The 12803-nt window shown below is 73.3% G+C and carries 15 protein-coding genes; 7 read left to right on the forward strand and 8 right to left on the reverse strand.

Going from position 1 to position 12803, the window contains the following annotated elements:
* Nucleotides 1-304 precede the first annotated feature (304 nt).
* The 3 genes from OTB16_RS39190 to OTB16_RS02680 form a co-directional block, all read right to left on the reverse strand.
* Nucleotides 305-400, reverse strand: coding sequence for an Ms4533A family Cys-rich leader peptide (locus OTB16_RS39190; RefSeq protein WP_324290763.1), 96 nt, complete (start codon nt 398-400; stop codon nt 305-307).
* A 77-nt stretch (nt 401-477) separates the two neighbouring features.
* Entirely contained in the window at nt 478-1998 is a 1521-nt protein-coding gene (locus OTB16_RS02675; protein WP_267718098.1) for a DUF3152 domain-containing protein, read from the reverse strand.
* A 5-nt stretch (nt 1999-2003) separates the two neighbouring features.
* Nucleotides 2004-3005 (reverse strand): alpha/beta fold hydrolase, encoded by a 1002-nt coding sequence (locus OTB16_RS02680; RefSeq protein WP_267718100.1) that lies wholly within the window; start codon nt 3003-3005, stop codon nt 2004-2006.
* A 148-nt stretch (nt 3006-3153) separates the two neighbouring features.
* Between OTB16_RS02680 and OTB16_RS02685 the strand changes: the two genes are divergently transcribed.
* The 4 genes from OTB16_RS02685 to OTB16_RS02700 all read left to right on the forward strand — a co-directional run bounded on the left by OTB16_RS02685 (nt 3154) and on the right by OTB16_RS02700 (nt 4940).
* Nucleotides 3154-3369, forward strand: coding sequence for a hypothetical protein (locus OTB16_RS02685; protein WP_267718102.1), 216 nt, complete (start codon nt 3154-3156; stop codon nt 3367-3369).
* Between the two features lie 126 nt (nt 3370-3495).
* Nucleotides 3496-4146 carry a TetR/AcrR family transcriptional regulator gene (locus tag OTB16_RS02690; RefSeq protein ID WP_267718104.1) on the forward strand — a complete coding sequence of 217 codons (651 nt, stop codon included), beginning with the start codon at nt 3496-3498 and terminating at the stop codon, nt 4144-4146.
* Between the two features lie 132 nt (nt 4147-4278).
* On the forward strand, nt 4279-4506 hold the full coding sequence (locus tag OTB16_RS02695; protein WP_267718106.1) for a DUF3107 domain-containing protein: 228 nt from the start codon (nt 4279-4281) through the stop codon (nt 4504-4506).
* A gap of 131 nt (nt 4507-4637) precedes the next feature.
* Nucleotides 4638-4940 carry a hypothetical protein gene (locus OTB16_RS02700; RefSeq protein WP_267718108.1) on the forward strand — a complete coding sequence of 101 codons (303 nt, stop codon included), beginning with the start codon at nt 4638-4640 and terminating at the stop codon, nt 4938-4940.
* Nucleotides 4941-5079: 139 nt separating this feature from the next.
* Here the strand turns inward: OTB16_RS02700 and OTB16_RS02705 are convergent, their stop codons facing one another.
* Nucleotides 5080-5838 carry a ferritin-like fold-containing protein gene (locus OTB16_RS02705; RefSeq protein ID WP_267718110.1) on the reverse strand — a complete coding sequence of 253 codons (759 nt, stop codon included), beginning with the start codon at nt 5836-5838 and terminating at the stop codon, nt 5080-5082.
* A 454-nt stretch (nt 5839-6292) separates the two neighbouring features.
* Here OTB16_RS02705 and OTB16_RS02710 point away from each other — a divergent pair, with 454 nt between their 5' ends.
* The 3 genes from OTB16_RS02710 to OTB16_RS02720 all read left to right on the forward strand — a co-directional run bounded on the left by OTB16_RS02710 (nt 6293) and on the right by OTB16_RS02720 (nt 9397).
* Nucleotides 6293-8206 (forward strand): DEAD/DEAH box helicase, encoded by a 1914-nt coding sequence (locus tag OTB16_RS02710; RefSeq protein ID WP_324290764.1) that lies wholly within the window; start codon nt 6293-6295, stop codon nt 8204-8206.
* Between the two features lie 85 nt (nt 8207-8291).
* Nucleotides 8292-9146: an alpha/beta fold hydrolase gene (locus tag OTB16_RS02715; protein ID WP_267718112.1), complete on the forward strand. Its 855-nt coding sequence runs from the start codon at nt 8292-8294 to the stop codon at nt 9144-9146.
* A gap of 101 nt (nt 9147-9247) precedes the next feature.
* The gene (locus OTB16_RS02720; RefSeq protein ID WP_267718114.1) at nt 9248-9397 is read left to right on the forward strand and encodes a hypothetical protein; all 150 of its coding nucleotides are present in this window, start codon (nt 9248-9250) and stop codon (nt 9395-9397) included.
* A gap of 115 nt (nt 9398-9512) precedes the next feature.
* On the opposite strand, the gene OTB16_RS02725 is transcribed toward OTB16_RS02720, so the two are convergent.
* The 4 genes from OTB16_RS02725 to OTB16_RS02740 all read right to left on the reverse strand — a co-directional run bounded on the left by OTB16_RS02725 (nt 9513) and on the right by OTB16_RS02740 (nt 12664).
* Entirely contained in the window at nt 9513-10118 is a 606-nt protein-coding gene (locus OTB16_RS02725) for a MarC family protein (RefSeq protein WP_267718116.1), read from the reverse strand.
* Nucleotides 10119-10198: 80 nt separating this feature from the next.
* Entirely contained in the window at nt 10199-11062 is an 864-nt protein-coding gene (locus OTB16_RS02730; RefSeq protein WP_267718118.1) for a PHP domain-containing protein, read from the reverse strand.
* 299 nt (nt 11063-11361) lie between these two features.
* Nucleotides 11362-12006 carry a DUF6758 family protein gene (locus tag OTB16_RS02735; protein WP_267718120.1) on the reverse strand — a complete coding sequence of 215 codons (645 nt, stop codon included), beginning with the start codon at nt 12004-12006 and terminating at the stop codon, nt 11362-11364.
* A gap of 73 nt (nt 12007-12079) precedes the next feature.
* Nucleotides 12080-12664 carry a suppressor of fused domain protein gene (locus OTB16_RS02740; RefSeq protein ID WP_267718122.1) on the reverse strand — a complete coding sequence of 195 codons (585 nt, stop codon included), beginning with the start codon at nt 12662-12664 and terminating at the stop codon, nt 12080-12082.
* Nucleotides 12665-12803 lie beyond the last annotated feature (139 nt).

Raw genomic sequence — 12803 nt, forward strand, 5'->3', positions numbered from 1 at the left:
ACTCAGGGGGTTATGCCGACGGCGCGACGGAGGGTTGTCCGTCGCGCCACCGGAAGGGGTGAAGAGTCGTAACTTTCCCGTACGGTTCGCGTTCGAGCACGCTAGAAATGGGTGCGCCCGCCTACGCGAAGACCTCCGGGGCCACGCAAGGGGCAGCGGTCAGCGGTCGGTACCGGGAGAAGGGCACCGTGACAGGGGAGGGCCGCGCCTGCGGGCATGCGTACACCCGGGCGCGGCGGAGATGACGAAAAGGTCGCGGCGCTTGCGGGCCGGGGGTCCCCCCGGGCCGTAGGCCCAGGGGGAGTCAGCGACAGAGGATGTCGGCCACGCTGTGCGCGGTCACACCAAGCAGCGCCAGCTCAATGGCGGCGCTCGCGTTCATGGTGTGGAGGTGCGACATGCGGAGGACCATGACCGATCATCGGACAGGTTGTCAACGCGGCGGGCGTCCCCATCGGCGCATCCGCTTCCTACCCCTCAACCGCCGGGAAACACCCAGGGGTTGGGCTTGCACTGGATTCCGTCGATGTCGAGGGACTTCGTCTGCTGCTGCATGATCGGCGCGAGCGACCCCGGTGTGCGGCAGCTCACGTGCCCGTTCCCGAGCCGGTGCCCGACCTCGTGGTTGATGAGCATCTGGCGGTACGCGAACATCTGGTCCGGTCCGTACGTCGCCGAGCCCTGCGCCCACCGGAACGCGTTGATCATCACGCGGTCGGTGGAGGCGGAGTCGCAGGAGACGTTGTCGACGGTGGTGTCCAGGCTGGACTTGGCGCACCAGAAGGCGGTGGTCCCGGGGCTGGCGAGGGTGATCACGAAGTCGGCCTCGCCGCCCGGCACCCGCTCGAAGGTGCGGGCGCCGCCGTGGCTCCAGCTGCGCGGGTCGTTGAGGGTGCGGTGGACGGCCTCGGCGAACAGCTGCGGGTCCAGCCCCAGCGCCTGTTCCACGTCGACCCGGTAGCGCACGAGCCTGCCCTTGCCCGGCGCCTTGGCCACGCCGGGCACGGTGTCGAAGGTCCCGGGCCCGGCCAGCTTCGCGTCGATGGGCAGCTGCTGGGCCATCTTCTGCTCGTACGTCAGCTCGGGCGCGGGGGCGGGCGCGGCGGGCGCCTGCGGCATCACGCGCTCCTCGGAGCGGGATCCGGCGACGTGGCTGTCGGAGGCGCGCGCGGGCGCCCCGCCGGGGGCCGCCACCGGGCCGGGCTTGAGGGTGTCGTCCTCGGAGGCCACCTGGCCCGCGATCACGACGGCGAGGACGGTGGTGACGGCCACGGCCGCCAGACCGGTGAACGTACGGACCTTCAGGCCGCGGCCGGAGCCCGGCCGTTCGACGGCGGCTTCGTCCACGTCCACGGCCTCGGCGGGCACGGCTGGCACGACGGGTTCGACGAACGCGGCCGGCTTGCGCGGCCGGGGCACCTGGCGGTGCGAGCCGGTGGAGGTGACGGGATCGAAGCCGTGCTCCGGCAGGCGCGGGACCGGCGGGGCCAGGGTGGCCGACGGGGCCAGGGTGTCCAGCGGGACCGACGGGGTCAGGTTGATCTGCGGGAAGCCCACCGCGGGGGTACCGAAGGCGGGGGTGTCGGAGTCCAGGACGGCGGAGCGGGCCGGGCCCGGGGCCGTGCCGCGGGTGGCGTGGACCGAGGCCGGCGCCCCGGTGCGGACGGTGGCGCGCGGCACGCCCTGCCAGTCCCCGTAGACGGAGCCGGGTCCGGAGCCGGAGCCCGAGCCGGAACCCCAGGCCCCGCCGGGCTCTTGCTGCTCGGGGTGACCGCCGGTGCGCGCCCCGGCCGCGGGCCGCTCCCGGGGCGCGAACCCCTGGTGGGCGACGGTGGGTTCGGGCCGCCGCCGGGCGAACGGATCGCCGTACCGGTCCTCGTACGGATCCGGGTACGGGCCGTCGTACGGATCCGGGTACGGGCCGGGTTCCGGAGGGGCCGGCGCCGGGGCCGCCGCCACATGGGCGGGGGCGGGGTCCTTGCGACTATGTCGTCCCACGGTCCTCAGCCTCTGCCGTCTTCGGTAGCTCGGTCGGTGTCGCCCGCACCGGTGTCGGTGTCGCGCAGCAGCTCCCCGAAGGCGGCGGCCACCACCTCGGGGTACTCCATCATCGCCACGTGCCCGGCCTCGGGAAGGCACAGCAGCCGCGATCCCCGGAAGGCCGAGGCGGCCTTGCGCGCCATACGGTACGAGACCAGTTGGTCCCGGCCACCGTAGACCAGCAGCGCCGGGGCGAGAACCCGCTGGGCCTGCCGCCACAGCCCGTGCTGGCCGCCGAGGGTGTAGGCGTCGACGATCCCGCGGGAGGTGCGGGTCATCGCTTCCCAGAAGTACGGCAGGGCCATCCGCCGCTCCATCTCCTCCACGGCGGCCCGGAACCCCTCCGGTGTCACCCGGGAGGGGTCCCCGTAACAGAGGTCCGTCACCCCCCGGGTGCGCTGCTCGGCGGTGAACCCGCGCGTGAGGCGGCCGAAGAGCGCGGCCGTCCCCGGTACGGCGAGCAGCGCGGTCGGCACGGCCGATCTCTGGACGCGCAGCTCGGGCAGGGCCGGCGATACCAGCGTCAGGGTGCGTACGAGGTCGGGCCGGACGGCGGCGACGCGGGTGGAGACGGCGCCGCCGAGGGAGTTCCCGAGGAGGTGCACCGGCCCGCGCCCCGCGGCGTCGAGGTGGCGGATGACCGCGCGGGCGAGCCCGGTGACGGAGTAGTCCCGGTCGGCCGGCGGCGGGGACCAGCCGAAGCCGGGCAGGTCGACGGCCTCGCCGTCGACGGTGCCGGCCAGCCGCTCCATGAGCGCCGACCAGTTCTGCGAGGAACCACCGAGTCCGTGCACGAACAGCGCCGGCGGCAGGCCGGTGCGCTGGGGCGGCCGGACCCGGACGGCCAGTTCCAGGCCGGGGAGCGCGGTGGTGCTCATCCGCTCCCCGTCGGCCAGCCGCACCGCTCCCACCAGCGGGGAGGGCTCGGCGGTGGGCCGTACACCCGGCAGCTCGGTCGAAGACATGCGGGCAATGTTACGAGACGATCACGCCACACCTCTTGTGTTCGCGGTCACAGGGGCCTTCCGGGTCTGCCTGGCGGGGCCTGCGCGATCCTCCTAGGCTCGAAGGAGAACTCGAAGGAGAAGAGGAGAAAGAAGCGAGGGGAGCGCCATGACTGTCGACCCTGCGGAACCGGACACCTTCCGCGAGCGGGACCCCGGGACGCCCGACGCGGAGGCGCCCGAGGCGGACGTCGCGGAACAGCTGGCGGACCTGGTGCCCGGCGAGGACGAGCCGGTCACCGGCGTGGACGCGGGCGAGGCCGCGGACGCGGACGCCGCCGAGCAGGCGCGGGTGGTGCCGCTGGACGAGGACGACTACCGCTGACCAGCACCTCCGGGCGGTCCGTACCGCGAGAAAACTCGGCTTGAACCCTCCAGATTCGATTACCGAAAAGTACGATGGCCGCGCGGCGCAGAGCGCACTGTGTTCTTAGAGAAAGTGGGAGGCGGCGTGACAGCCATCGAGCAGACCGAAGCAGCGCGTCCGCGGGGCACGCGACTGCCGCGCCGAGCCCGACGCAACCAGCTGCTGGGCGCGGCCCAGGAGGTCTTCGTCGCGCAGGGCTACCACGCGGCGGCGATGGACGACATCGCCGAGCGTGCCGGTGTGAGCAAGCCGGTGCTGTACCAGCACTTCCCCGGCAAGCTCGACCTCTACCTGGCGCTGCTGGACCAGCACTGCGAGTCCCTGCTGCTGGCCGTGCGCACCGCGCTCGCGTCGACGACGGACAACAAGCTGCGCGTCGCCGCCACGATGGACGCCTACTTCGCGTACGTGCAGGACGAGGGCGGCGCCTTCCGCCTGGTCTTCGAGTCGGACCTGACGAACGAGCCCTCCGTGCGCGAGCGCGTCGACCGGGTCTCGCTCCAGTGCGCCGAGGCGATCTCGGACGTCATCGCCGAGGACACCGGCCTGTCGAAGGACGAGTCGATGCTGCTGGCCGTGGGGCTGGGCGGGGTCTCGCAGGTGGTGGCCCGCTACTGGCTGTCCAGCGAGAGCCCGGTCGCCCGGGACACGGCGGTGGGCCTGCTGACCTCGCTGGCCTGGCGCGGCATCGCCGGCTTCCCGCTGCACGGCGCCGAGCCGGGCGCCGAGGGCTGACCGGCCCCGGCCGGGGCCGCTGTTCGCTGCGAGCGTGTCCGCTCCGCGCGATTCCGCTCCGCTCTCCGGGCTAGTGTGGACCGCGTACGGCGCGGCTGATCGCGCGCAACGGAGCGTCGGAGGGACAAAGCCGTGGAGGTCAAGATCGGCGTGCAGCACGCACCCCGGGAGATCGTGCTGGAGAGCGGCCTGAGCGCCGAGGAGCTGGAGGGCATCGTCGCCGCCGCACTGTCCGGCACGACGCCGCTGCTCAGCCTCACCGACATCAAGGGCCGCAAGGTCCTGGTGCCGTCCGACCGTCTGTCCTACGTGGACCTGGGCGAGCCGAGCAGCCGCAGGGTCGGTTTCGGCGCGCTCTGACGCGACGGCCCCCGGAGGGCGAGAACTGAGGGGAACGGCCCGGTGGTTGATACCACCGGGCCGTTTCCCTTTGTTCCGCTTCGGGTAGGAGGCCAGTGACCGGTTTGCCCCGACGTATGGGAGGGACCCCAATGCCGCTGATGGAAGCGCTCGGCTCTGCTCTGCTGGGACTCCTCTTGTCCGGAGCGGCCGCGCGAGTGCTCGCACGGCGGCTGCCCTCACAGAGAGTGGTACTGGTCAGCGGGGTGCTGGGCGCGCTCTTCGGGGCGTACCTCACCCACTTCGCGCTGGGCCCCGGGCACATCAACCTGACCGCGGCCCTCATCGGCGCCGGTCTGGTGTCGGCGGTGGTGCTGTCGCTGCTGCTGCGGCCGGCCCCGGGATCCCGCGGCCGCTCGCACCGGCCTCCGTTTTCGCTCCCCTCGCGGGGCTGAGGAGGACGACTGAGCGGGACGGCTGGGCGGGACGCAGGACCACCGAGAACGTACGCCGACCCCGGCGCGGAGACAGTCCGCGCCGGGGCCGGCGTGTGGAGCGGGCCGGGCTTCGTGCCCGGTGGAGGCGGCGGCGCGGCTAGGCGGCGAGGCCGAGGGCCGCCATCCGCTTGGTGTGGGCCTTGGTGATCCGCGCGAACATCTCGCCGACTGCCGCCAGGTCGAAGCCGGCCGCCATCCCGTCGACGCCGCCGACCAGCATGGTGGACAGCGCGTCGCGCTCGGCGACCACGCGCTGGGCCTGCGAGAGTGCCTCGCCCATCAGCCGCCGCGCCCAGAGGGCGAGCCGGCCGCCGCAGCGCGGGTCGGCCTCGATCGCGGCGCGCACCTTCTCGACGGCGAAGCCGCCGTGGCCGGTGTCGTCGAGCACGCCGACGACGAGGGCGCGGGTGTCGGTGTCCAGGTGGGTGGCGACCTCACGGTAGAAGTCGCTGGCGATCGAGTCGCCGACGTACGCCTTGACCAGGCCTTCCAGCCAGTCCGACGGCGCGGTCTGGCGGTGGAAGTCGTCGACGCCCTTCGCGAAGGGCTGCATGGCGGAGGTGGGCTCGACGTCGATCGCGGAGAGCCGGTCGCGCAGCCGCTCGAAGTGGTGGAACTCGGCGGAGGCCATGGCCGCGAGCTCGGCCTTGTCGTCGAGGGTGGGCGCGAGCTTCGCGTCCTCGGCGAGGCGCTCGAAGGCCGCGAGCTCCCCGTACGCGAGAGCGCCGAGCAGGTCCACGACGGCGGCCCGGTACTGCGGCGAGGCAGAGGCGGTCGCCCAGTCCTGAGCGGCGATGCCCACGGCTTCCGCGGCGGCGCTGTCGTCGGCGGGCGAGGCGTTTTCTACGGTCGGCATGCTCCGCACAATAGCCCGCCCAAAGGCGCCCCAAGGCACCACATCCGCTCACTGCCGACCCGGGTAATCGCGCCTACCCGGTGAATTCGCCCGACACAGCTGCGCGATTCCGGGGTACAGTGGTAATGCGCCTGCCGGAAACTCGGCGGGCCATCCGAATGAGGATGCCCGGTCGGTGGCCCGATCGGCTCCAACCGACCCGCCCTCGGTGTGGTGCGTGCGCGTCTGCGCACAGCCTCCGCACGAGGGGCCCCCTCAGCGGCACAAGCGCTTGAGCGAAGGCTTAGTGGTCCCGCGCAGCTTCGTACGTACGTCGCAGTACTGCAAGCCAGGCACGGTACGACCCCCCTCGCCGCCTCGCGCCGCGTCTCACAGAAGAGGCAGCACCCTGACTACGTTCCGAGACCTCGGGATCCTTCCCGAGACTGCCGAAGCCCTTGAAGCCGTCGGCATCGTGTCCCCCTTCCCGATCCAGGAGATGACCCTCCCCGTCGCCCTTTCCGGCACGGACGTCATCGGCCAGGCCAAGACCGGCACCGGCAAGACGCTCGGTTTCGGCCTTCCCCTGCTGGAGCGGGTCACCGTCCCGGCGGACGTCGAGGCGGGCCGGGCACGCCCCGACCAGCTCACCGACGCCCCGCAGGCCCTCGTCGTGGTTCCGACCCGCGAGCTCTGCACCCAGGTGACCAACGACCTGCTGACCGCGGGCAAGGTCCGTAACGTCCGCGTCCTCGCCATATACGGCGGCCGCGCGTACGAGCCGCAGGTCGAGGCGCTCAAGAAGGGCGTCGACATCATCGTCGGCACCCCGGGCCGCCTGCTCGACCTGGCCGGGCAGAAGAAGCTCGACCTGTCGCACGTCCGGGCCCTGGTCCTGGACGAGGCCGACGAGATGCTCGACCTGGGCTTCCTGCCCGACGTCGAGCGCATCATGAGCTACCTGCCGCCGAAGCGTCAGACCATGCTGTTCTCGGCGACCATGCCGGGCGCGGTCATCGGCCTGGCCCGCCGGTACATGACGCAGCCGACGCACATCCGCGCCGTCTCCGAGGACGGTGAGGGCGCGACCGTCGCCAACACCACGCAGCACGTCTTCCGTGCGCACAACATGGACAAGCCGGAGCTCGTCTCCCGCATCCTGCAGGCCGAGGGCCGCGGCCTGGCCATGATCTTCTGCCGCACCAAGCGCACGGCCGCCGACATCGCCGAGCAGCTGGAGAAGCGCGGCTTCGCCTCGGGCGCCGTCCACGGCGACCTGGGCCAGGGTGCCCGCGAGCAGGCGCTGCGCGCGTTCCGCAACGGCAAGGTCGACGTGCTGGTGTGCACCGACGTCGCCGCGCGCGGCATCGACGTCGAGGGCGTGACCCACGTCATCAACTACCAGACGCCGGAGGACGAGAAGACCTTCCTGCACCGTGTGGGCCGCACCGGCCGCGCGGGCAAGAAGGGCATCGCCGTCACCCTGGTCGACTGGGACGACATCCCGCGCTGGCAGCTGATCAACAAGGCGCTGGAGCTGGACTTCCACGACCCGGTCGAGACGTACTCCACGTCTCCGCACCTGTTCGAGAAGATGAACATCCCGGCCGGCACCAAGGGCACCCTGCCGCGCTCCGAGCGCACGCGGGCCGGTCTGAAGGCCGAGAACCTTGAGGACCTGGGCGAGACCGGCGGCCGCGGTGGCCGTGGCGGTCGCGGAGCGGCACCCGCCGCCGCCGCCCCGGTCGCCGAGGAGCGTCCGGCCCGTACCCGTACGCCGCGCCAGCGCCGTCGGACGCGGGGCGGTTCCGAGTCCGGCGCCGAGGCCGTGGCCGTGGCCGCGCCGGTGACCCCGGTGGCGGACGCCCCCGAGGTTCCGGTCGCCGACGAGCCGCGCAGGCCGCGCCGCCGCCGCACCCGTGCGTCGGTCCCGGCCGCCGCGTCGGCTCCGGCCGTCGAGGTCGCCGTGGCCGCTCCGGTCGCGGCCGCCGCCCCGGTCGCCGTGGTCGAGGCCCCCGTGGCCGTCGCCGCGGTCGTGGCCGAGGAGGCCCCGGTCAAGCCGAAGCGCACCCGTACCCGCAAGGCCGTCGCCGCGGTCGCCGAGGCCGCCGTGGTCGAGGCTCCCGTCGCGGTCGAGGTCGCGGAGGAGGCTCCGGTCAAGCCGAAGCGCACCCGGACCCGCAAGGCCGTCGCCCCGGCCGCGGACGCCGTCGTCGCCGAGGCCCCCGCGGTCGCGGCCGAGGAGGCCCCCGCGAAGCCGAAGCGCACCCGGACCCGCAAGGTCGCGGCCGCCCCGGTCGCCGACGCCCCGGCCGAGGCCGCCGAGGAGGCTCCGGTCAAGCCGAAGCGCACCCGGACCCGCAAGGTCGCCGCCGCCCCCGAGGCGTAAGCACCGTCCGCCGGCCCGGTTCCCCGCTCAGGGGGGCCGGGCCGTCGGCATGTCCGCGGGGCGACCGGCCAGTAACGTGAGCCGTATGAGCAAGCCCCCGCGCCTGACCCTGCCGCCCGCCGCCCGCGCGCACCGCCTCGACACGGACCGTGGCGCCTTCGCCGTGCACGACGCCGGCGCGCCGGTCCGCGGCACCGCCCTGCTGGTCCCCGGCTTCACGGGCAGCAAGGAGGACTTCGTCGCCCTGCTGGAGCCGCTGGCCGCGGCCGGGTACCGGGTGGTCGCCGTCGACGGGCGCGGGCAGTACGAGACCCCGGGGCCGCGTGAGGAGGACGCGTACGCGCTGGAGGAGCTGGCGCGGGACGTCCTGGCGCAGGTACGGGCCCTGGGACCGGGCCGCGTGCACCTGGTCGGCCACTCGCTCGGCGGGCTCGTCTCGCGCGCCGCGGTCCTGCGCGATCCGGCCCCGTTCGCCTCGCTGACCCTGATGAGCAGCGGGCCCGCCGCGATCGACGAGGTCCAGCGGGGCCGTACGAAGCTGCTGGTGGCGGCGCTGGAGGCGCTGCGCGAGGACATGGACGCGGTGTGGGCGGCGATGCGCGCCCAGGACCCGCGGGACGCCGTGCCGGACCCGCCCGAGCTGACGTCGTTCCTGCGCGAGCGGTGGCTGGCGACCGTGCCGGAGCAGCTGATCGCCACGGGCCGGGCGCTGATCTCCGAGCCCGACCGGGTGGACGAGCTGGCCGGGGTCGCGCTGCCGAAGCTGGTGCTGTCCGGTGTGGCCGACTACGCCTGGCCGGTGCCGCTGATGGACGACATGGCCCGTCGGCTGGGAGCGGCCCGGGTCGTCGTGGAGGGCGCCGAACACTCCCCCAACGCGGAGAACCCGCAGGCCACAGCGGGTGCACTGGTCGCGTTCTGGGACTCTTGCCCCCACTAATATTTAGCGAGTGAAAAAATTTCCTTAGCGTAGGGAATGTTTGCCATCTACACTTCGTTGGAACCTGAGCAAGGAGAAACACCGACGAAGGGAGAAGCCCCATGCGCTTCGAGATTCTGCGCCTGAACGACGTCAACGGATCCGCCGTGGACAGCACCGTCGTGGACGCGGCCTCCGTCAACCGGATCGTGCAGCACGCCGCCTCTGTCGGCCAGCGCATTCTGATCCGACCGGCAGGCACGGCGTCCTGACGCCCCGCACACCGCACACACGTCTGCGCCCCCGCCACCGATACCGGTGCGGGGGCGTTCGCATGCGTACGGGGCGCACGGGCGGCGCGGGACGGGCCGGGACGGGCCGGGCCCGTCAGGCGCCGCGCACGACCTGGAGCACGCCGTTGATGATCTGCTGGACGGCGATGGCGGAGAGCATCATGCCGGCGAGGCGCGTCACGAGCACGACGCCGCCGTCCTTGATGACCCTGATGATCACCAGGGAGTAGCGCATCGTGATCCACAGCACCACGTGCATGGCCACGATCGCGCACCATACGGAGACCTGGCCGCTGACCCCGTCGGCCTTCTGCACGGCCAGGATGACGGAGACGATCGCGCCGGGCCCCGCCAGCAGCGGCATGCCCAGCGGCACGAGGGCGACGTTGACGTCCTTGGTCTGCTTGGGCTCGTCGGTCTTGCCGGTGAGCAGGTCCAGCGCGATCAGCAGGAGCAGCAGGCCGCCCGCGATCATCAGCGCCGGGACCGACACGTGCAGGTAGTCCAGGATCTGCTGGCCGCAGAGACCGAACACGGCGATGACGCCGAAGGCCACGCAGACGGCCTGCCAGGCCATCCGGCGCTGCACCTTCGCGGGGCGCCCGGAGGTCAGGGCGAGGAAGATCGGCGTGATTCCCGGGGGGTCCATAATCACGAAAAGGGTGAGAAAGAGGGATCCGAAGACGGCGAAATCAAACACAGTGATGCCTTGCAGGAGAGAGGGGCGAAACGAAGAGGAAGAGGCGCGCGAAGGGTGGAGCGGCCGGCCGGGGGCCGGTCCTACCGGGTGCCTCCGCCGGCGCCGGGCACGGGGAAGGCGCCGGTCGCGCGGCGCGTGATCTCGCCGTAGATCTCGGGGTCGGTCGTGTACTCGCCGAGGCGGCAGGTCTTGCGGCTGCCGTGGTAGTCGCTGGACCCGGTGGTGAGCAGGCCGAGGTCCCCCGCCAGGCCGCCCAGGCGGGCGCGCGCGGCGGTGTCGTGGTCCATGTGGTCGACCTCGATGCCGTCCAGACCCGCGGCCGCCAGCTCCACGATCACGGCCTCGGGCGCGCACCGGCCGCGCTTGACGGCTGCGGGGTGCGCGAAGACGGTGACCCCGCCGGCCGCCTTGACCAGGCGGATCGCGTCGAAGGGGTCGAGCTCGTGCTTCCCGGCGTACGCGCGGCCGCCGTCGGCGAGCCAGTCGGGCGTGAAGGCGTCCGACACGGTCGGTACGACGCCCAGCTCCACGAGCGCGCTCGCGATGTGCGGCCGTCCCACGGAGCCCTCACCGGCGATCCGTGCGACCTGCTCCCAGGTGATGTCGACGCCCAGCGCCCGGAGCTTTCCCACCATGGCCTGCGCGCGCGGGGTCCGGTCGTCCCGGACGAGTTCGCGCTCCCGGGAGAGCTCGGGCTCCTCGGGGTCGAAGAGGTAGGCCAGCAGGTGCATCCCGACGCCGTCGAGGCGGCAGGACAGCTCGGCCCCGGTCACCAGGGTCAGGCCGGCGGGCAGGGCCGCGAGGGCCTCGGCGTGGCCGCCGACGGTGTCGTGGTCGGTCAGTGCGACCACGTCCAGACCGGCGCCGGCGGCATTGCGCACCAGCTCGGCGGGGGTGTCCGTACCGTCGGAGGCCGTGGAGTGGGTGTGCAGGTCGATGCGCACAGCCGGGCTCCATGGGTCGTACGGACGGGGGGACACTCCAGGATAACCGCGTCCGGGGGCCCTCCCGGCCGCCCCGGGCCGTGCGGTGGGCGGGGTCCGGCGGCCGGAAGCGACGCCCGTACGGGAGCCAGGACGGGCCCGGGGCCAAGCACCACACGGGGGCCAGGACTGGCCGGGTTCAGCACCGTACGGGGTCGGGACGGGCCCGGGCCCGAGCACCGCACGGGAGCCAGGACGGGCCCGGGCCCGAGGCACCGCACGGAGGTCAGGACGGGCCCGGGGTCAGCAGCGCACGGGGGTCAGGACGGGCCGAGGACGCGCGGGCTCAGGGCCCCGCAGGGCAGCAGTTCCACCTCGGCGCCCGCGTCCCGCAGGTCGGTGAGGACCAGTTCGTCGTACATCAGCAGCCCGGACTGCTCCGGCCAGACGATCGCCCAGAGCCACAGCCCGCGCGCCTCGCCCGCGAAGACGGCCCGGTCGTCGGGGGCGCCCTTCACGTGCCACAGCGGGGACGGGCGGCCCGCCGCGACCACCTTGGCGTGCGGCGGTGCCGACATGTCGATGTGCGCGCCGGGGTCGGGGCCGTCGATCCCCGCGTACCGCGCGCCGAGGCCCACGCCCAGCTCCTCGGCCACCAGCAGCAGCTCGCCGAGGCCGCCGAGCGGCCCGGGGCCGGTGCAGGCCACGGCCGTGGCCCGGCCGCCGCTGCGGTCGTCACCGGCGGACGCGACCCCGGTGAACAGCCAGCCCACCGGCAGCGGCCACGGCATCCACACGGGCACGCGCGCCCGGCGCACCACCACGCCCAGACCCTCGACGCTGGGCGGGATCACCGGCTGCAGGGGGTGGACGGTGCCGTGCACGGCACACTGCCAGGAGTCGGAGAAGAGGCCGGGCACCCTGACCCGGCCACCGCACTTCGGGCAACTCGGTTCGCCCCTCATAAAAGGCCACGCTCCTCCCCGCCCGGCGCGCCGTCAAGACGCGATCACCCGTCCGGGCGCCGGGTCTGCCGTCTCAGTCCAGTGCGACCGCCGTACGCAGAGGGTCCCGCAGATCCGTGCCGCGCGCGAGCCACCGCTCCTGAAGTGCCGCCGCGCCGTGCACCCGCTTCCAGGCGGCCTCGTTCGCCGTCATCGGCAGCAGCGGCAGGAAGTGCACCGGGTCCATGGGATCGTCGAGCTCCAGGTCCTCCACCAGCCCGCCCGGCTCGGCCACCAGGACGGAGCTGAACGGCGCCCCCTCCCAGAGCGGTTCACCCACGTCCAGCGAGGCCCCGGGGGCCACGACCAGCCCCTCCACCTGCGGGGAGGCGCCCAGCACGGCGAGCGGCCGGAGCAGCTTGTCGGTGGGCGCGAGGCCCGCCCGTACGGTCAGCACCAGCTCGGCGCGCGGCCCCCGTACGGGATCGGCGACCACGGCGGTCGGGTCGGTCATCGGGTGCGCGGACATCCCGAGGGTCGCGTACCGCACGAGGTCGCCCTCGGCGAAACGGAGTACCTCGATGCGGTCGGTGCCCAGGAAGGTGACGGCGGCGCGTGCGTCGGGTTCCCCGAACGCGGTGCGCAGCCGGGCTTCGACGAGGGCCAGAATTTCTGCCATGGATCGAGCATAGAACTCGCATGAGCCGGGTAAAGGGCGGGTCTTGACCATCCGTCGGCTGATAGTGTTGACAGCTGTTCGGGGCCGCACGCTGAAGCGTTGTTTCGGTGCCCCGGCGAGGACGTCCCCCACGGGGGAC

Source organism: Streptomyces antarcticus (assembly GCF_026627255.1).
Taxonomy (GTDB): domain Bacteria; phylum Actinomycetota; class Actinomycetes; order Streptomycetales; family Streptomycetaceae; genus Streptomyces; species Streptomyces antarcticus.